Below are 19,188 nucleotides of genomic sequence, written 5' to 3'. Positions count from 1 at the left end.
GTGGTGGGAGTGCTCACCGATCCTCCTTCAGCCTGTTGACCTCACCGAGCGGTGAGGTCAACGGGTCGACCGACGACCAGCCGGGGTCAGACTGATCAAGCTGTCCCGGGTCCACCCACCCGGGGTCCGATTCCGGATCCGCCGGCCACTGATCGGGATGACGCCGCTCGGGGTGGCGCGGGTCGGAGCGGCGCGGGTCGGGGTGACCCTCATCCTGKTGTCGCCGATCGGGGAGTCGCTGGTCCGAGCGCCACCGCTCCGCGTAGAGCCGCCGGTCGGCGGGCACCGCCCGCTCGCCGCGGGCCTGGGCCCGCTCCCCCCGGGAACGCAGCCGAGGGCCGGTCCGGATCGCCGGCATCTCCTCGGTCGGTTGTCCGGAACCCGGCCGCTGCCCGGACCGGCCCACCGGCCCGGGGCCGGGCGCGACGGCCCGGGGCCGGATCCGCGGGCGGATCCGCGGTACCGCGTGCGGCGAGGTGACGTCGCCCGGTGCCAGATGCGCGGGCGGGGGGCCGATCAGGTCGTGGACGGCGCGCACCACCTTGGGCTGGCGGGCACGGTCCTCACCGCGGAAACCGGTCTCCAACTCGTGCCCGCCGAACGACCACGCGATGACGATCAGACGCCCGGGGGCGGAGACCTTGCCGGCGTGCGCCCRCTCCAGGCGGGCACCGCGGACGGCCTCGCGCGGGATCCAGAACGCCTCGCCGGGGCGGTCCACCCGCACCCCGGTCTCGTACACGCTGACGTAGCCGCCGGCCCGCCCGCCCAGCCCGCGGGCGGCGATCCATTCCAGCCAGTGCCCGGCGTCGACGGTGCCGAGGTACATCCCGCGCAGCGGAGCGGCGAACACCGTGCCTGGTTCCGCCGGCGGGACGGGCAGCTCGGGAAGGTCCTCCTCCTGACGCTCGGCCCGGTTGCGCCACGCCCGTCGCATCGAACCGACCGCCGCGACGAACACCAGCAACAGGCCAAGCAGGAGAAGCAGGTGCAGCCCCAGGCGATCCGGCGCCCGGTCCAGGGCGACGGCGGGCCCGGCGGCCGACAGGGCGGCGCGCGAAACAGTCATACGATCTTCCCGTCGAGCACGGTGGGCCGTCCCCGCAGGAACGTGGCGCGGATCGTTCCCGGCAGCGACCGGCCCGCATAGGGCGTGTTGCGGCTGCGGCTGGCGAGCGCGTCCGGCTCGACCATCCGCCACGGCGCCGGGTCAAGCAGGGTGACGGTCGCGGGCGCGCCCACTGCTATGGAACTCCACACCTCGGCCGCGGTTCGCGGCAGGCCACCGATCCTTGCCGGGGCCAGTGCCATCCGCTCGGCGACCCCGGCCCAGTCCAGCCGGCCCGGGATGACCATCGTCTCGATGACCACCGACAGCGCCGTCTCGAGACCGAGCATGCCGGGACGCGCGGCGGCCCACTCCGTCTCCTTGTCCTCCAGCGCGTGCGGAGCGTGGTCGGTGGCGACGCAGTCGATCGTGCCGTCGGYGAGCCCGGCGCGCAGCGCGGCGACGTCCTCGGCGGTGCGCAGCGGCGGGTTGACCTTGTAGACCGGGTCGAACGAGCAGACCAGGTCGTCGGTGAGCAGCAGGTGGTGCGGGGTCACCTCGGCGGTGACGTTCCAGCCCTTCGCCTTGGCCCACCGGATGATCTCTACCGATCCGGCGGTGGAGACGTGACAGACGTGCAGTCGGGAGCCGACGTGCCCGGCCAGCAGCGCGTCCCGGGCGATGATCGCCTCCTCGGCGACCGCGGGCCACCCCGGCAGCCCCAGCCTGGCAGCCACCGTGCCCTCGTTCATCTGGGCGTTCTCGGTCAGCCGCGGTTCCTGCGCATGCTGGGCGATCACCCCATCGAACGCCTTGACGTACTCCAGCGCCCGGCGCATGAGCAGCGCGTCCGACACGCAGTGCCCGTCGTCGGAGAAGACCCGCACGCCCGCCGCGGAGGAGGCCATGGCGCCGAGTTCGGCGAGCCGCTCGCCGGCAAGTCCGACGGTGACCGCGCCGACCGGCCGGACATCGCAGTGACCCGCGTCCAGGCCGAGCCGCCACACCTGCTCGACGACCCCCGCGGTGTCGGCGACCGGATTGGTGTTCGCCATCGCGAACACGGTGGTGTAGCCACCGAGGGCCGCGGCGCGGGTGCCGGAGGCGACCGTCTCGGCGTCCTCCCGGCCGGGTTCCCGCAGGTGGGTGTGCAGGTCGACCAGGCCGGGGAGCAGGATCAGCCCGTCCGTGTCCAGCACGGTGGTGCCGGCGGGCAGTCCCCCGGCCCCGGCGTGCGTGGAGCCGGCCGGTCGCCAGGCGGCCACCACCCCGTCCGCGAGGACGACGTCGACGGGGTCCCCGCCGAGCGGGCGGACCCGCCGCAGGACCCAGGAGGTCCCCGCCGACCTCCCCACCGGCGTTTCCTCCGACGTTTCCGCCGCGGGCGTCGTCATGAGACCTCCCCGGAACCACCCAGCAGCAGGTACAGCACGGCCATCCGCACGCTCACCCCGTTCGCAACCTGTTCCACGACTGTCGACCGGGCGGAGTCGGCGACCCGAGAGGCGATCTCCATCCCGCGTACCATCGGGCCGGGATGCATCACCAGGGCGTGGTCGGGCAACATCTCCGCCCGGTCGGCATCCAGCCCGTAGCGCCGGCTGTACTCCCGTTCGGTCGGGAAGAAGGCCGCGGACATCCGCTCCCGCTGGACCCGCAGCATCATCACCACGTCGCTCTTGGGCAGCACGGCGTCGAGGTTGTACGACACCTCGACCGGCCACGAGGAGATTCCGAGGGGCACCAACGTCGGCGGGGCCACGACGGTCACCGTCGCGCCCAGCGTGGCGAGCAGCCACACGTTCGATCGCGCCACCCGGGAATGCAGCACGTCGCCGACGATGGTGACGGCGAGGCCGTCGATCCGGCCGAGCCGGCGGCGCATGGTGAAGGCGTCGAGCAGGGCCTGGGTCGGGTGCTCGTGAGTGCCGTCTCCCGCGTTCACCACGCTGCCGCGTACCCAGGAGGCCAGTCGGTGCGGCGCGCCACTCGCGGCATGCCGGCAGACCACGGCGTCGGCACCCATCGCCTCAAGGGTCTGCGCCGTGTCCTTCAGACTTTCGCCCTTCGACACGCTTGACCCGCGCGCCGAAAAATTGATCACATCGGCCGACAGTCTCTTGGCGGCTACCTCGAAGGACGTACGGGTGCGGGTGGAGTCCTCGAAGAACAGGTTGACGACGGTGCGGCCCCGCAGGGTCGGCAGTTTGCGCACCGACGCCTCGGCGACCCGCGCCATCCGTTCGGCGGTGTCCAGCACCAGCAGCGCGTCGTCCCGGTCGAGATCCTCAGTCGACAGGAGATGGCGGTTCACGCCCGTCCCCCGAACCCGGCTTGTGCTCCCCACACGGCACTTCCCCCGATCATGGCTGGTTCCCGGGGGGCGCGTCGTCGGCGCCGTCCCCCCCGGCGGCCGAGAGGATCAGCACGCCGTCGGCGCCGTCGATCTCCCGCAGCCGGACTGCCACCGACTCCCGGCGCGAGGTCGGCATGTTCTTCCCGACGTAGTCGGCGCGGATCGGCAGCTCGCGATGGCCCCGGTCGACCAGGACCGCGAGCTGGACGGCACGCGGCCGGCCGTAGGCGGCCAAGGCGTCCAGCGCCGCCCGCACCGTGCGCCCGGAGTAGAGGACGTCGTCGACGAGGATCACCACGCGGCCGTCGACACCACCCTCGGGAATGTCGGTCACCTCGAGGGGACGCACGCCGCGCAGTCGCAGATCGTCGCGGTACATGGTCGGGTCAAGGGRGCCAACCGGGAGACGCACCCCCTCGACGGCCTGCACCCGCTGTGCCAGCCGGTGCGCAAGGGGTACCCCTCGGGTGGGTACTCCGAGCAGGACRACCCCGGCGCCACCGGAGGTCTTCTCGAGAATCTGATGCGCCATCCGGCTGACGATCCGGGTGATGTCGTCTGCGGACAGTACTGCCCGGGCGGTGCCGGGACGGCGCGATGCGGGGTCGCTCGCGGCAGCCGGGGCCACGCGGCATCCCTCCTTCCCCGCCTCACGGGACGGTCCTTAAAGGAGTGGTCCCAGCGACGTTACCAGGGCCCTCAGGACGTGTGAGGATCTCGCCGCCGGACGCCGACGCCCCTGGCGCCCGGCGCGACGACGGGTCGCCCACCGGTCCGGACAGCGCGGGACGTTATTGCCGCGCCAACCACGCAGCATCATGTTGTCACTACTTGTCACTGGGTTCGATGCCGTCGCCACAGCGGTGGCGGCATCCGGAAGTTCCCACCGCTCAGGCGTAGGGCGCAACCAGAGGGCTACAGAAAGTGGTACAAAGAAAGAGGCGACACGACCCCCCGGGTGTCGAGCGTCAACCCGGCGGGCACTACTATCGGTAACCGCCGGCGGCACGAGCCCCGGTTCCAACTGATCGACCACGACAGGAGTGGGCACTCCGATGTCCGACTATGCGAAGGCGCTCGGTGCTCGGCTGCGCGCGATACGCACCCAGCAGGGGCTCTCGCTTCATGGCGTCGAGGAGAAGTCGCACGGTCGGTGGAAAGCCGTCGTCGTGGGTTCCTACGAACGTGGGGACCGCGCCGTCACCGTGCAGCGCCTCTCCGAGCTCGCGGAGTTCTACGGCGTTCCGGTGGGGGAGCTTCTTCCCGAGGGTTCCACCGTCGCTCCGCTGGAGCAGTCTCCTCGGATCGTTCTCGACCTCGAGCGTCTCTCCCAGGTTCCCAAGGAGCAGGGTGGTCCGYTCGCCCGGTACGCGGCGACCATTCAGAGCCAGCGCGGCGACTACAACGGCCGGGTGCTCTCGATCCGGTACGAGGACCTGCGCTCGCTCGCGGTGATCTACGACACCTCGCCGAGCAAGCTCACCGAGCAGCTCGTCTCTTGGGGCGTGCTGTCTCCGGAGCAGGGCGCGGACGCCGCGGCGACCGACGTCTAGCCTCGCTCCGGTATCGCGGTACCGGTACCGCGATACCGGTACCACAATCCGCCGGCTCGCATCCGCGCCACCCGCGGCACACGTATCCGGGGAAGGACCCGGTACGTCGCCTGGGCGACGTACCGGGAACGCCGATCCCGGTTCCCTCCCGGCAACCGGGCAACCCCGGTGGACCGCCGCTACGACGGCTGGCCGGGAATTGAATCCACCGCCGATCCCCGTCCGGTCGACTCGGCCGGGGTGGCCAGGCCCTTTCCCTCGACCAGACTCGCGAGCAGCCCGTTGACAAACGCCGGCGACCGGTGGGTGGAGAGGTTCTTCGCCAGTTCCACGGCTTCGTCGATGGCGACCCGATCCGGGACGTCGGGACGCCAGAGCAGTTCCAGCACGGCAATCCGCAGAATGTTGCGGTCGACCGGCGGCATCCGCTCCAACGTCCAACCCTCGGCGTACCGGGCGATCCGCTCGTCGATCTCCCCGCGGCGCTCGACGACCCCCTCGACCAGCTCGACGGCGTATTCCGACACCGGTGGATCGGACTGGGCCAGCCGGGCAGCGAGGATCTCCGGCACGGCGCTCGCGCGCACGTCCGCTTCGTAGAGGATGTCCAGCGCCCGTTTACGGGCTTTGGACCTGGCGCTCAGCTCGTCACCCGGCCCAGGTACCGGCCGTCACGCGTGTCGACCTTGACCTTTTCCCCACTGGTGATGAACAGCGGCACGTTGATGGTGGCGCCCGTCTCCAGGGTGGCCGGCTTCGTCCCGCCGGTCGAGCGATCGCCCTGCACCCCCGGGTCGGTCTGCGAAATGGTCAGCTCGACGCTGGCCGGCAGTTCGACATAGAGCGGGGCGCCGTCATGTAGCGCGACGGTGGCCACGGTGTTTTCCAGCATGTAGTCRGCCGTCCCACCGACGACATCCGGCGGGATCGGGATCTGATCGTAGGACTCGCTGTCCATGAAGACGAAATCGGCACCGTCCCGGTAGAGGTAGGTCATCTCGCGGCGGTCGACGGTCGCGACGTCAACCTTGACCCCGGCGTTGAAGGTGCGGTCGACGACCTTCCCGGTGAGCACGTTCTTCAGGGTCGTGCGGACGAACGCCCCACCCTTACCCGGCTTGACGTGCTGGAAGCCGACGACGTTCCACAACACCCCGTCGATGTCGAGCGTCATGCCGTTCTTCAGGTCGTTGGTGGTCGCCACTGCGCGCGTTCTCCGTTTCCATCGCCGTACGCCGACGGCGGGTGTGGTCGTTCCCCGGACCCTCGTGCGAGGACCGCGGTGCTCTCTCCCCAGGCCATCCCCAGGCCGCTTCCATCCTCAGGCCGCTTCCGGACCCCGCCACCGGGCGAACGCACCGGGCGCGGACACCGGGCGCGGACGTGGCGGCGATCCTACAAACCGCCGCGACGAGTCTACCGACCCTCGGCGACAGTGGTGAACGCCGCGATCAGCAGGCCAGCGTCCGGATTGTCCAGGATGACGGTGCGGCCCTGCGCCTCGAGGCCGACGAAACGCATCCGCCGTCCCMGCGCCTTCTTGTCGACCCGCATCGCGTCGAGCAGCGCCGCCCACCGGTCGTCCCGGTAGGTCACCGGCAGGCCGATGCGGGTCAGCAGCTCACGGTGCCGGTCGGCGGTGGCGTCGTCGAGGCCGACGACGAGCCGGGACAGCTCCGCCGCGAACACCATGCCCACCGAGATCGCCGCGCCGTGCCGCCAGCTGAAGTGCTCGACCTTCTCGATGGCATGACCGAGGGTGTGACCATAGTTGAGGATCTCCCGCCGGCCGTCCTCCCGCGGATCGCCGGAGACCACCTCGGCCTTGACCCGGATGGACCGCTCGATCAGCTCGGGCAGATGCGCGGCGCCGGTCGGATCGGCGTCGAGCAGATCGAGGATCGCCGCGTCGGCGATGAAACCGGTCTTGACGACCTCGGCGAGCCCGGCGCGTACCTCGACGGCCGGCAGAGACTCCAGCGCCGCCAGATCGCACAGCACGCCGAGCGGCTGGTGGAAGGCCCCGACCAGGTTCTTGCCCGCGTCGATGTCGATGCCGGTCTTCCCGCCGACCGCCGCGTCGACCATGCCGAGCACGGTGGTCGGCACCTGGACGACGTCCACCCCGCGCAGCCAGCTCGCGGCGACGAACCCGGCCAGGTCTGTCACGGTGCCGCCGCCGAGGCCGATCACCATGTCGTCCCGGGTGAAGCCGATCCGGCCGAGCACGTCCCAGCAGAAGCCGGCGATCCGCAGCTGCTTGGCCTCCTCGCCGTCGGGCACCTCGATGGCGTGCGCCTCCACGCCCGCGTTCTCCCGCAGGTCGGCGACGACGGCGTCCGCGGTGGCCCGCAACGCCCCGGGATGGATCACCGCGGCGCGGGTCCGCCCGACGACGGTCTCGGCGAGCTCGCCGAGCAGGCCCACCCCGAGCACGACGTCGTAGGGACGCCCGCCGCCCGGCCGTACCGGGATCCGCACGATGTCGGAGGCCTTCACCTGCATACTCACCGTTTGCCCCCCGCGGCGTCCGCCGCCTCGTCCGGTTCGCTGCCCCCCGCGGCGTCCGCCGCCTCGTCCGGTTCGCTGCCCCCCGCGAGCAGCGGGCCCAGGGCCGCCGCCAGCAGGTCGGTCACCTCGTCCGGCTCGTGCCCCGCGGTGTCGATGACCACCGTCGCCACCTCGGCGTAGAGCGGCCGGCGCGCCCTGAGCAGGGCGGCGAGCCGCGTGCGGGGCCCCTCGACCAGCAGTGGACGGTCCCGGGCGAGGCCCACCCGCCGCACCGCGTCGGAAACTCCCACCTCAAGATAGACGACCCGGTGCCCGGCCAGCAGGGTCCGGTTCTCGGCGTCGAGCACCGCTCCCCCGCCAAGGGCCAGGACCCCCCGGTGATCCGCGAGCGCGGCCGCCACCGCCCGGCGCTCGGCCAGCCGGAAGTACTCCTCACCATGATCGAGAAAGATGTCCGCGACGGTGGTGCCGAGCGCCGCCTCGATGTCGGCGTCGGTGTCGCGGAAACCCACCCCCCACCGCCGCGCCAGCTGGGTGCCCACCGTCGTCTTCCCCGCTCCGGGCGCTCCGACCAGCACCACCATCGGCCCCGTCCAGGCCATCGGCCCCGTCCACGCGTCCGTCGCCGGCTCCCCCACGATGATCCTCTGTCTTCGCCGCCTGCCGATTCCCGCCGCCGATCAGCGGATGACCAGGGACTTCAGGTACCCCTCGTAATTACGCCGGGTCTCCTCCACCGAGTCCCCCCCGAACTTCTCCAGCGCCGCGTCGGCGAGCACGAGGGCGACCATCGCCTCCGTCACCACCCCGGCCGCGGGCACCGCGCACACGTCGGACCGCTGGTTGATCGCGACCGCCGCCTCGCCGGTGGACACGTCCACCGTGGACAACGGCCTGGTCAGCGAGGAGATCGGCTTCATCGCCACCCGCACGCGCAACGGCTCGCCCGTGGTCATGCCGCCCTCGACCCCGCCGGCCCGGTCAGTCGCCCGCCGCACCCGCCGGCTGCCGGCACCGGCCGGCTCGATCTCGTCGTGCGCCCCGGAACCCCGCCGCCGCGCGGTGGTGAAACCGTCCCCGAACTCGACGCCCTTGATCGCCTGAATGCCCATCAGCTCGCCCGCGATCCGGGCGTCGATGCGCCGGTCGCCGTGCACGTAGCTGCCGAGCCCGGGCGGGCAGCCGTACGCCAGCACCTCGACGATGCCGCCGAGGGTGTCCGCGTCGGCGTGGGCCACGTCGATCTCGGCGACCATCCGCACGCTGGTCGCCTGGTCGGCACAGCGGACCGGGTCCGCGTCCACCGCCGCCAGCGACGTCGGGGCGGGCACCCCCGGGGGCACCTCGACCGCGCCGATCGCGACGACATGCGAGATCACCTCGATGCCGTAGGCCTGCCGCAGCAGTGCCTTGGCCGCGGTGCCGAGCGCGACCCGCGCGGCGGTCTCCCGGGCGCTGGCGCGCTCCAGCACGGGCCGGGCGTCGTCGAACCCGTACTTCTGCATGCCGGCGAGATCGGCGTGGCCGGGCCGGGGCCGGGTCAGCGGGGCTGCGCGGCCCAGGCCCGCCAGCGCCGCCGGATCGACCGGGTCGGGCGACATGACCCGCTCCCACTTGGGCCACTCGGTGTTGCGGACGACCACGCTGACCGGGCCGCCGAGGGTGACRCCGTGGCGGACTCCACCGAGCAGCTCGACCTCGTCACGCTCGAAGCTCATCCGCGCGCCGCGACCGTGCCCGAGCCGGCGGCGGGCCAGCTCGGCGGAGATGTCGGAACTGGTCATCCGGATCCCGGCGGGCAGCCCCTCGACCGTCGCCACCAGGGCGGGACCATGGGACTCCCCCGCCGTCAGCCAACGCACCATGACCCCAGTCTTTCACGCTCACCGCCCCTGTCACGACCGCGCTCAGGCAGGACAACCGGAATCAAACGGAACTATCAGTATCAAGTAGGACAAACGAGATCAGCCGGCGCGACCGAGGACGGCGAGCAGCGTCCCGGCGAGCAGAAAGGGACCGTAGGCGATGCGGTCATGCCGGCCGACCCGGCCCGCCACGAGCAGCGCGCTCGCCCAGAGCCCCCCGAGGACGATGCCGGCRAACAGCCCGAACACCACACTCGGCCAGCCGAGCCAGCCCAGCGCACCGCCCAGCAGGCCGGACACCTTGACGTCCCCGCGCCCGAGCCCCGCCCTCGGCAGGCAATGCACCCCCAGGAAGATCACCCAGACGGCAGCCGCGGCCATCCCGGCGCGCAGCAGACGGCCGGGCTCGCCGGTGAGCAGCGCGGCGAGGCCGAACAGCCCGGCGAGCACCGGATAGGACGGCAGTACCAGATGGTCGGGCAGGCGGTGCACCCGAAGATCGATCACGGCCAGCCAGACCCCGACGACCGCCAGATACACATAGGCCGGCAACCAGCTCGGATGATCGTGCAGGGCGACGGTCACGGCCGCGGCGACCAGCACCGTCACGGCACCGAGCGCCGCCGCCCCGGGCGCCTCCCGGTGCGGGGCCTGCCCGGGCAGCGCCGGCACGCCGGCCACGATCCGGCGACCGAACGGCAGGGCGGCGAGCGCAGGAAGGGCGATCAACGTGCTGAGCGCGCCGCCCGGCACCACTCCCGGCACCGCTATCCGCCGGCAGGTCCACCGCGGCCGCGGGGACCGCTCCCCGCGAGACCGTGGCCGCCCGGCACGCCGACCTCCACCGCCGGGGGCCTGTTCCCCCGCGTCCGCTCGTCCAGCGCGGCCTGACCCGCGGCCAGCAGAACGCTGGTGGGAACCACCTGCCCGGTGAAGTGCTCGACCTGCCCCACGGCCTGGGCGGCGAGGATCTCCAGGCCACCTGCGACCCGGGCACCGGCCCGGTAGGCCGCGGCGGCCAGCGCCGTGGGCCAGGGATGATAGAGCAGTTCTACGAGCTGGCAGGCTGGCGGCCACGGTCCGGTGGCGAGCCCGTCGGTCGCGCCGGCGGGCGTGGTGGAGATGACCAGATCCGGACCGGCAGGCAGGCCCGCGGCCAGCAGCTCCCAGGGCAGCGCGGTGACCTCGACGCCCAGCCGCGACCCGATCTCCGCCACCTCCGCCACGGCGGCGGGCCGGCGGGCGACGACGCCGAGGCGGGTGCAGCCCGCCGCGGCGACCGCCGCGACCGCGGCGCGGGCCGTGCCACCGGCACCGAGTACGAGCGGCTGGCCTGGGACCGCGCCGCGCATCACCCGGCGCAGCGCCATGCCGATGCCGTCCACGTCGGTGTTGTAGCCACGCAACCGGCCGGCGGGCCCGACGACGACCGTGTTGACGGCGCCGATGACCGCCGCCGTCGCGTCCACCTCGTCGAGCAGGTCGAGCGCGACGGTCTTGAGCGGCATGGTCAGGGACAGCCCGACCCAGCCCGGATCCGTGCGGACCCGGGTGAGCATCGCGGCGAGCCCGGTCTCGTCGCAGTGCACGGCGGTGTACGTCACCGCGAGACCGAGCTTGGCGTAGGCGGCGGCATGCAGCAGCGGGGAGAGCGAATGGTCCACCGGTGCCCCGAGCACGGCGGCGCGGGTGGGGCCCGACGGCGGCGCGGTGGCCGCGACGGTCGCCGGCGGTTCCATGGGCCGACGACGGCACTCAGGGGGYCGACGGCGGGCCGGGGTAGTGCCGGCGGGAACGATCTCCGGCACTACCGGGCCCTCCTCATGCTTGCGGGCCTCATGCTCGCGGCTTCCCTCGCACTACTCACGACCTCCTTCACGYCGGTACTGGGCCTCTGCCTGCTCCCACTCCCGCTCCGTGGTGGCGAAGACCGTCACCTTGCTCTGCGGCATGGAGACGAAATAGAACCACGATCCGTCGGCCKGTTCCAGTGCCGACCGCAGCGCCCAGACGCCGGGGTTGGAGATTGCGCCCGGCGGCAACCCTTTCACGGCCCGCGTGTTGTACGGGTTGTTCTGGGCGAGTTGTTCCTTGGTCAACGGCCCCTCGTACCCGTCCGTGGCGTAGCGGGTGGTCGAGTCCATGTCGAGCCGGCCAAATCTTCCCGATGTGTCCCTGAGCCGATTGTAGATCACCCGGGCCACCTTCGGACCCTCGTCGCGGTTGGCCACCTCCTTCTCGATGATCGAGGCGATGGTGACGATGTCCTTCGGCGGGACCCCGAGCGCGGCGGCCCTRCCCTCCAGATCGATCGCCGCGGTCTCCCGCTTGAAGCGGTCGACGAAGGAACGCAGCAACTGCTCGGGCGTGGCCCCGGGCACGAGGTCGTAGGTAGACGGGAAGAGATAGCCTTCCAGCAGGTTCGGCGGCGCGTAGGACGGCAGGCCCAGCTGGGCGGGGTTCTTCGCGATCGCCTCCAGGTCCGCCATCGACGTGCCCGGGAGGCGTTCATGCAGTGCTGTGAGGACCTCACGGACGGTCATGCCCTCTTTGATGACGAACTTGAACGGCGCGGACGAGGCAGGGTCGAGCAGGGCCTCGAGCGCCGYGGCGGCGCTCATCCTGGTGTGCAGACGGTAGGTGCCCGGCTGGATGCCCAGCGACTTCGGATTCGCGGTGGCGGCCTTGACGAACGCGGCGACACTCGCGGTCACGTTCGCGTCGTGCAGCTCCCCGGCGATCTCCCGGGTACTCGCCCCGGCCGGGATCTGGACCATCGCGATGCCCTCGCCGGAGCCGGAGTAGTCGGCGGGCTCGCCAGCCGAGATGTGCCCGACGACCTTCCCCACCCCGTAGATCCCCAGTCCCAGCAGGGCGGCGACCACGACAAGCACCGCGATGAGCTTCGGCAGCGCGCGACCGCGCCGGCCGCCGTCGGGACCGGGCTCGTCCCAGCCGCCGCCGTCGTCCCAGGCGCGGTGGTCCCAGTCGACCCCGGCACGGTCGTCCGGGTACTGATCATCGGCGTAGTGTTCATCCGAGTAACGATCACCGCGCTGGCGGGCCCGACGGCGACGCGAGTAGGGGTCCTCGTCGAGCATCTCGTCGAGGTCGCCGCCGGTCACCTCTCGTCCGACGGCGGGACAACACCGTCCGGAGCCCGGGGGCCGTCTCTCGGAGCCCGGACCACGCCGTCCGGACCCGCGGCCGGGGCGGCACACCCGATCACGCCGGGCGCGGCRCTCCCCCGGCGGCTGTCCAGGTCGTGCTGCAGGATCTGCACGGCTGCCTCCTGATCCACGAGACTCYGGCGGGCACGCGAACGAACGCCACGCTCGGCCATCCTGCGATGAGCCGCAACCGTGGTGAGCCGCTCGTCCACAAAACGCACGGGGACGGGTGCGATCCGCTCGGCGAGTACCTCGGCGTACTGCCGCACCAGCCGGACCGCCCGGCCTTCCTGCCCGGACATCTGTCTGGGCAGGCCGACCACGACCTCTACAGCCTGCCGCTCCCGGACGATGAGGACGAGCTGATCTATGTCCGCATTACCCCGTCTGTCCCTGGCCAGGGTAGTCACCGGAACCGCGAGCACGCCGCCCGGGTCGCTCGCGGCGACCCCGACCCGCACCGAGCCGACATCGACCCCGATCCGCACCCCGGGCCGAGAATCCCCGGGCCGAGAATCCCCGGGCCGGGAGCCCGAGCCGCTCACCGCGAGGCGTGCTCGGCCACCAGCCCCCGCAGCCTGGCGAACACCGCCGGCACCAGCTGTGGGTTCCCCCCGCCGCCCTGGGCCACGTCCGGCTTGCCGCCACCCTTGCCACCCAGGCTCGCCCAGGACTGCCGCACCAGGTCACCGGCGCGCAGCCCCCGGCCGCGCGCGGCGTCGTCGGTCACCACGACGATCGACGACCCGTCGGCCTTGGCCACGGCGACGACGGCGGGCCGCCCCGCCAGCCGCCCACGCACGTCCAGCGCCAGCAGCCGCACGTCGTCGGGGGCGGTGCCGGCGGGCACCTCGGCGGTGACCACGGCGACGCCAGCCACCTCCTCGGCACCCTCGGCCAGCGCCCCGGCCCCGGCGAGTACCGCGGCGGCCCGCAGTCGTTCCAGCTCCCGCTCGGCGTCGCGCAGCCGGCCGACGATGTCGGTGACCCGGTCCACCAGCTCATCCGGACGGGCCTTCAGCGCGGTGGACAGCTGCGACACCAGGAGATGCTCGCGCGCCAGGTAGCGGAAGGCGTCGAGGCCGACCAGCCCCTCGACTCGGCGGGTGCCCGCGGAGATCGACGCCTCCGACAGCAGCTTCACCGCGCCGAGCTGCGCGGAGCTCGCGACGTGCGTGCCACCGCACAGCTCGCGGGCGTAGTCGCCCACGTCGACGACCCGCACGGCGTCGCCGTACTTCTCGCCGAACAGCGCCATCGCGCCGAGCCGGCGGGCCTCCTCCTGCGTGGTTACGAAAGCCCGCACCGGCAGGTCACGCAGGGCAACCTCGTTGATCTCGTCCTCGACGTCGGCGAGCACCGACGGCGGCACCGCGCCGAGGGCGTGGAAGTCGAACCGCAGCCGGCCCGGGGAGTTCAGCGAACCGGCCTGGGTCGCGCCCTCGCCCAGCGCGCGACGGAACGCGGTGTGCACGAGATGGGTGGCGGTGTGCGACCGGGACACCGCGCGGCGACGATCGGCATCCACCTCCGCGAACACCTCCACGCCGAGCCGCAGCTCGCCGCCGAGCACCCGCACCCGGTGCAGGACCAGGTCGGGCACGGGCCGCTGGACGTCGAGCACCTCGACCTCGCCGCCGTCGAAACGCAGCCGACCGAGGTCGGGCTCCTGGCCGCCGCTCTCGGCGTAGAAGGGGGTCGCGTCGAGCACGACCCCGACCTCGGTGTCCTCCCCCGCCGCCGCCAGCCCCGCGCCGTCGGCGATGYCGACGAGGCCCACCACGCCGGAGGTCCGGCTGAGCTCCTCGTACCCGGTGAAGGTCGTCGGGCCGGAACGGGCCAGGATCGGCCGGAACGCGGACAGGTCGACGTTGCCGATCCGCCGCGCGGCCCGGTCCGCCTTCGCGGCCTGCCGCTGGCGGTCCATCAGCCGGCGGAAACCCGCCTCGTCAACGGAAAGGCCCGCCTCAGCGGCCATCTCCAGTGTCAGGTCGATCGGGAAGCCGTAGGTGTCGTGCAGCTTGAAGGCCGCCTCGCCGCCCAGCGTGGTCGAGCCCAGGGATCGGGCCTGGCGCGCCGCGGTGTCGAAGATCGTGGTACCGGTGCGCAGCGTCTCGGCGAACGCCTGCTCCTCCGCGACGGCGACCCCGGTGATCGTCTCGGCATTGTCGAGCAGTTCGGGGTAGATCGTCCCCATCGCCGACCCGACGACCGCGAACAGCTCGCTCATCACCGGCTCGTGGGCACCGAGCAACCGGGCGTTACGGATCGCCCGGCGCAGCATGCGGCGCAGCACGTAGCCGCGCCCCTCGTTGGAGGGGAYGACGCCGTCGGAGATCAGCATCGCGGCGGTGCGGGTGTGGTCGGCGATCACTCGCAACCGCACGTCATCGGCGGGGTCCGCGCCGTAGCGCCGCCCGGTCAGCCGGCCGGCGGCGTCGAGCACCGGCCGGGAGATGTCGATCTCGTAGAGGTTGTCGACACCCTGGAGGATGGTCGCCATCCGCTCCAGGCCCATCCCGGTGTCGATGTTGCGGGCCGGCAACTCACGCTCGATCGGATAGTCGTACCCGGCGCCCTCGCCCCGCTCGTACTGCATGAAGACGAGGTTCCAGACCTCGAGGTAGCGCTCCTCGTCCGCGATCGGACCGCCCTCACGGCCATAGGCGCAGCCGCGGTCGAAGTAGATCTCGCTGCACGGCCCGCACGGCCCGGGCACGCCCATCGACCAGAAGTTGTCCTCCTTGCCGCGGCGCTGGATGCGCTCKGCGGGCAGCAGCTTGCGCCAGATCCCCTCGGCCTCGTCGTCGTCGAGGTAGACCGTCGCCCACAGGTCGTCGGCCTTGAAGCCGAACCCTTCGGTGAGCAGCTCGAAGGCGAACGGGATCGCCTCGGCCTTGAAATAGTCGCCGAACGAGAAGTTGCCGCACATCTGGAAGAAGGAGGCGTGCCGCGCGGTGTGCCCGACATTCTCGATGTCGACCGTCCGGACACATTTCTGCACGCTGGCCGCCCGCGGCCACGGCGCCGGGAGATCCCCGAGAAAATAGGGCTTGAAAGGCACCATGCCGGCGTTGACCAGCAGCAACGTCGGATCCTGGGCCACCAGTGAGGCGCTCGGGACGACGGTGTGCCCGCGCCGGGCGAAGTGGTTGAGAAAGCGGCTACGGATYTCGGCCGTGTCCATCGGGTTCACGTCGTCCAGACTCGTGGGAAGAGGTTCGACATCCCGGGGTGGCGTGCTGTGGTCGGGCGCGCCTTCCGGGCTGCGGTGAGGGCGGGTGCCCCCGGCCCGCGGGCAAGGGAGTCCTCAGGGCCGCCGGGCGCCGGGGACGAGCCGCATCGTGCGTTCGGCGTCGTCGAGGTCAGCGGGGTAACGCGGCGCGCCGGAGCCGGCGACCCGCGCCGCGGTGTCCCGGGGCGGGGCAGCCCCGACCGCGTCGCCTCGATCCGCTTCGTCCGGATCACCGTCGAGGCCGAGCGCGACACGGATCTCCTCCTCCCGCTCGGCCGCGGCCTCGCGCACGTCCGCGAGGAACTCCTGTACCGACTGTACGAGAGAGCCGGCCAGACTCGTCGGTGTCAGGGAGGCTGCGGCCTTAGCCACCTGGCGCACCACCACGACGCCGGCCGCCGCCCCGAAAGCGAGATAGAAGATCCTCGACATCTACCGGCCTCCCCGACGCCCGCCCGCCGCGCCGGCGGCCGTGGACACCGACGGGGTCTTCTCGCCCGCGGGCTGCGGGCCGCCGCGCCCGGCCGGCCGCCGCGCCGCCTTCTCGGCCTTCATCTGGGCCGTCACCCGGGACTCGACCTCCGAGCGGGTCCGCTTGGCCGCCGCCTTGCGCACGCCGTAGCTGAACGCCGCGACGCGCACCATCGGGCCGCCGAGCGTCGCCGCGAACAACGACGTCAGCGAGGAGAYGTTGGTCGTGATCGACTGCACGTTCGCCGTGATCGCGTCGACCCGGTCGAGTTCCTTGTTGACATGCGAGAGCGCCAGATTGACCTCGTCGACCGTCGCGCCGGCCTGCCTGACCCGGGCGGTTCCCTCGTCGAGGGCGAGACCGGTCTGACGTACCCKGGCCGCGGCCTCATCGAAGATCTTACCGAGCTTGAGCAGGACGTAACAGCCGAAGAGGACGAGCACCGCGAACGCGCCCGACGCGATCAGGCCCGCGACCGCACCACCGGACATATGTGCTCCTGCCTCCATCGTCGTTGGGCCGGTCCCACCCCACCCGATTCGATCCGCCGTGCCGCGGGCGCCACCCAGCCGACGCTCCTGGAGTGACCTTACCGAGACGGCTACCGGGGCCACGGGTAGCCCCCACGAGAGGAGTCAGGACGGCGAGGAGGGCGGTGGGGAGGGCGGTGGGGAGGGCGGTGGGGAGGGCGGTGGGGAGGGCGGTGGGGACGAGCCCGGGGACGGCGGTGGGTCACCGCGCACGACGCCACGCAGCTCATGGACCCGATCGGCCGCGCGGCGCTCGAAGCCGTTACCGCTCGGCTGGTAGTAGTCGGTCGAGGTCAGCCCGTCCGGCGGGTACTGCTGACGCACGACGTTGCCGGGGGCCTCGTGCGGGTACCGGTAGCCCGCGCCGTGGCCGACCCGCCGCGCGCCGCGGTAGTGGGCGTCGCGCAGATGCGCGGGCACCGGTCCGGCCCGCCCGGCACGAACATCCGAGGTGGCGGCGTCGATCGCCCGGATCACCGCGTTCGACTTGGGCGCCRGCGCCAGGTGGATGACCGCCTGCGCGAGCGCCAGGCGGGCCTCGGGCAGGCCAACGAACTCCAGCGCCTGACTGGCCGCGACCGCGACACCGAGCGCGCCCGGATCGGCCATGCCAATATCCTCACTGGCAAGGATGATCATCCTCCGGGCGACGAACCGGGGATCCTCGCCGGCCTCCAGCATCCGCGCGAGGTAGTGGAGGGCCGCGTCGACGTCGCCGCCCCGCATCGACTTGATGAAGGCACTGATCACGTCGTAGTGCTGGTCCCCGGACCGGTCGTAGCGCACTGCGGCTCGGTTGACRGCCCGCTCCAGCAGGTCGAGATCGAGCCGTGGCCGCGGGTTGACGAACGCCTCGGCGTCTGCCCCGGCATCGRCACCCGCTCCGGCCTTCCCACCCGGTCCGGACTCACACTCATGGGCTTCGAGCAGCGCCTCGGCCCCGGCCTCCAGGGTGGTGAGGGCCCGGCGGGCGTCACCTCCGGCAAGGCGGACCACGTGCTCGCGGGCCTCGTCGGACACCGACAGCCGCCCGTCGTACCCACGCGGGTCGCRCAGCGCCCGGGTCAGCACCCCGCGGATGTCGTCGTCGGTCAGCGGCTCCAGCGTCAGCAGCAACGACCGGGACAGCAGGGGGCTGACCACGGAGAAGAAGGGGTTCTCGGTGGTGGCGGCGACCAGAGTGACCCAGCCGCGCTCGACCGAGGGCAGCAGCGCGTCCTGCTGCGTCCGGGTGAACCGGTGCACCTCGTCGATGAACAGCACCGTGCGCGCACCGGACGTTGACAGCGTCTCGCGAGCCTCGTCGATGACGGCGCGGACATCCTTCACGCCGGCGGTGACCGCGGACAACTCCCGAAAGCGTCGCCCGGTCGCCCTCGACACGATGTGCGCCAGCGTGGTCTTGCCGGTGCCGGGCGGTCCCCACAGCACGACCGAGGTGGTTGCGCCCCCCTCGACCAGCCGGCGCAGCGGGCTTCCCGGCCCGAGTAGATGCCGCTGGCCCACGACCTCGTCCAGGGTCCGTGGCCGCAGCCGGGCGGCGAGCGGAGCCGCGCGGTCCACCCCCGGACCGCCRCCACGCCGATCCCGGAGAGCGGCGAACCCCGAGGCGGAGCGGGACGCCGTCCCGGCCTCCGACGCGTCGGACGCCCCGGCACCAGCCCCGGCACCATCGGAGAGATCGGCGTCGAACAGGCTCACCCGTTCACCGTACGACCGTCGTACGACCGCTGGGAGGCACGATCAGCCCGGAGCACGGCAGACGGCGGCCTCCGACGGCGGCCTCCGACGGCGGCTCACCGAAGCAGGCATATTACATACAACGGTATAAGTGTCTTAAATTGGCCCTTAAGCCTACGCCCATTCCCCCGACCACACTCGGACCACCAGAGCTTCATTGCCGATGCACCGGAACGCGGCCAATGCGCCGGAACGCGCGGCGAACGGGTAGTGCACCGCGCGCCATCCGGAACAATCCCCCGAGAGACCACSCTTCGTTCACGTCGGACACCGGACCTCAATGGCGCGCGTATTATCATTCAGCTAGTCCGTTCAGCTGCTCGACTGAGCACATGTGCCGCCTTCGTGGTAATGCACGGTGTTCCGGACGGAACCGCGCCCGAAACCAGGCCGGATTACGAAATCGCCCTGACCAGCCCAGATCGCAACGACGGGCTACCGCCCCTCACCCGGGGCGGGTGCCCGCAGAACCCACCCTCGCCACGGCACAGCCACACCACACCGTCAGAACCGACCAGCTCACCCGGAGACCGAAACCCTGCCCCGGAGAGGTGTCATCCGATGACCGTGCTACAGCCGCCCCGCGCCCTCGGAAACCGTGCCGCCGCATCACGCGGGCACCGCTTCGACAAGAACAGCGCGATACCCGAAGCTCCGATCGCATCAGCCGAGCCGACCGGGCATCCGGTTCGGCTGGCCCGCCCGGGG

18 protein-coding genes are annotated in these 19,188 nt (G+C 72.1%); 1 reads left to right on the top strand and 17 read right to left on the bottom strand.

Features of this window, described 5'->3' with window-relative positions:
• Positions 1 to 13: 13 nt before the first annotated feature.
• From Manayef4_RS12495 to pyrR, 4 genes are read right to left on the bottom strand one after another with little or no spacing between them, the layout of a single operon-like run.
• Positions 14 to 1,069 carry a hypothetical protein gene (locus tag Manayef4_RS12495; protein ID WP_070131710.1) on the bottom strand — a complete coding sequence of 352 codons (1,056 nt, stop codon included), beginning with the start codon at positions 1,067 to 1,069 and terminating at the stop codon, positions 14 to 16.
• Entirely contained in the window at positions 1,066 to 2,442 is a 1,377-nt protein-coding gene (locus Manayef4_RS12490; RefSeq protein WP_175443375.1) for a dihydroorotase, read from the bottom strand. Before Manayef4_RS12490 ends, Manayef4_RS12495 begins: the two co-directional genes overlap by 4 nt.
• The gene (locus Manayef4_RS12485; protein WP_023841496.1) at positions 2,439 to 3,362 is read right to left on the bottom strand and encodes an aspartate carbamoyltransferase catalytic subunit; all 924 of its coding nucleotides are present in this window, start codon (positions 3,360 to 3,362) and stop codon (positions 2,439 to 2,441) included. The genes Manayef4_RS12490 and Manayef4_RS12485 overlap by 4 nt, the downstream gene beginning before the upstream one ends.
• A 49-nt stretch (positions 3,363 to 3,411) precedes the next feature.
• Positions 3,412 to 4,032 carry a bifunctional pyr operon transcriptional regulator/uracil phosphoribosyltransferase PyrR gene (gene pyrR / locus Manayef4_RS12480; protein WP_070131708.1) on the bottom strand — a complete coding sequence of 207 codons (621 nt, stop codon included), beginning with the start codon at positions 4,030 to 4,032 and terminating at the stop codon, positions 3,412 to 3,414.
• Between the two features lie 427 nt (positions 4,033 to 4,459).
• Between pyrR and Manayef4_RS12475 the strand changes: the two genes are divergently transcribed.
• A complete protein-coding gene (locus tag Manayef4_RS12475; RefSeq protein ID WP_070131707.1) occupies positions 4,460 to 4,957 on the top strand; it encodes a transcriptional regulator in 498 nt (165 codons plus the stop codon).
• Positions 4,958 to 5,136: 179 nt separating this feature from the next.
• On the opposite strand, the gene nusB is transcribed toward Manayef4_RS12475, so the two are convergent.
• The 13 genes from nusB to Manayef4_RS12410 form a co-directional block, all read right to left on the bottom strand.
• A complete protein-coding gene (gene nusB, locus Manayef4_RS12470) occupies positions 5,137 to 5,601 on the bottom strand; it encodes a transcription antitermination factor NusB (protein ID WP_082456765.1) in 465 nt (154 codons plus the stop codon).
• Positions 5,598 to 6,161: an elongation factor P gene (gene efp / locus Manayef4_RS12465; RefSeq protein WP_011437591.1), complete on the bottom strand. Its 564-nt coding sequence runs from the start codon at positions 6,159 to 6,161 to the stop codon at positions 5,598 to 5,600. Before efp ends, nusB begins: the two co-directional genes overlap by 4 nt.
• A 212-nt stretch (positions 6,162 to 6,373) precedes the next feature.
• Positions 6,374 to 7,462 carry a 3-dehydroquinate synthase gene (aroB, locus tag Manayef4_RS12460; protein ID WP_070131706.1) on the bottom strand — a complete coding sequence of 363 codons (1,089 nt, stop codon included), beginning with the start codon at positions 7,460 to 7,462 and terminating at the stop codon, positions 6,374 to 6,376.
• A gap of 2 nt (positions 7,463 to 7,464) precedes the next feature.
• Positions 7,465 to 8,106 (bottom strand): shikimate kinase, encoded by a 642-nt coding sequence (locus tag Manayef4_RS12455; RefSeq protein ID WP_023841494.1) that lies wholly within the window; start codon positions 8,104 to 8,106, stop codon positions 7,465 to 7,467.
• Positions 8,107 to 8,148: 42 nt separating this feature from the next.
• On the bottom strand, positions 8,149 to 9,333 hold the full coding sequence (aroC, locus tag Manayef4_RS12450; protein WP_011437594.1) for a chorismate synthase: 1,185 nt from the start codon (positions 9,331 to 9,333) through the stop codon (positions 8,149 to 8,151).
• Positions 9,334 to 9,432: 99 nt separating this feature from the next.
• A complete protein-coding gene (locus tag Manayef4_RS12445) occupies positions 9,433 to 10,098 on the bottom strand; it encodes an A24 family peptidase (protein ID WP_023841493.1) in 666 nt (221 codons plus the stop codon).
• Positions 10,099 to 10,100: 2 nt separating this feature from the next.
• Positions 10,101 to 11,072 (bottom strand): shikimate dehydrogenase, encoded by a 972-nt coding sequence (locus tag Manayef4_RS12440; RefSeq protein WP_108913579.1) that lies wholly within the window; start codon positions 11,070 to 11,072, stop codon positions 10,101 to 10,103.
• 120 nt (positions 11,073 to 11,192) lie between these two features.
• Positions 11,193 to 12,434, bottom strand: a complete 1,242-nt coding sequence (gene mltG, locus Manayef4_RS12435; protein WP_070131728.1) for an endolytic transglycosylase MltG — start codon at positions 12,432 to 12,434, stop codon at positions 11,193 to 11,195.
• Between the two features lie 20 nt (positions 12,435 to 12,454).
• Positions 12,455 to 13,048 carry a Holliday junction resolvase RuvX gene (ruvX, locus tag Manayef4_RS12430; protein ID WP_070131705.1) on the bottom strand — a complete coding sequence of 198 codons (594 nt, stop codon included), beginning with the start codon at positions 13,046 to 13,048 and terminating at the stop codon, positions 12,455 to 12,457.
• Positions 13,045 to 15,690: an alanine--tRNA ligase gene (gene alaS / locus Manayef4_RS12425; protein ID WP_070131727.1), complete on the bottom strand. Its 2,646-nt coding sequence runs from the start codon at positions 15,688 to 15,690 to the stop codon at positions 13,045 to 13,047. Before alaS ends, ruvX begins: the two co-directional genes overlap by 4 nt.
• 123 nt (positions 15,691 to 15,813) lie before the next feature.
• Positions 15,814 to 16,170, bottom strand: a complete 357-nt coding sequence (locus tag Manayef4_RS12420; protein WP_011437600.1) for a hypothetical protein — start codon at positions 16,168 to 16,170, stop codon at positions 15,814 to 15,816.
• Positions 16,171 to 16,701 carry a DUF948 domain-containing protein gene (locus tag Manayef4_RS12415; RefSeq protein ID WP_070131704.1) on the bottom strand — a complete coding sequence of 177 codons (531 nt, stop codon included), beginning with the start codon at positions 16,699 to 16,701 and terminating at the stop codon, positions 16,171 to 16,173.
• Positions 16,702 to 16,845: 144 nt separating this feature from the next.
• Entirely contained in the window at positions 16,846 to 18,303 is a 1,458-nt protein-coding gene (locus Manayef4_RS12410) for a replication-associated recombination protein A (RefSeq protein WP_083282432.1), read from the bottom strand.
• Positions 18,304 to 19,188 lie beyond the last annotated feature (885 nt).

Origin of the sequence: Frankia sp. CgMI4 (genome assembly GCF_001756285.1) — a bacterium.
Classification (GTDB): domain Bacteria; phylum Actinomycetota; class Actinomycetes; order Frankiales; family Frankiaceae; genus Frankia; species Frankia casuarinae.
This window is presented reverse-complemented; position numbering and strand designations above follow the sequence as displayed.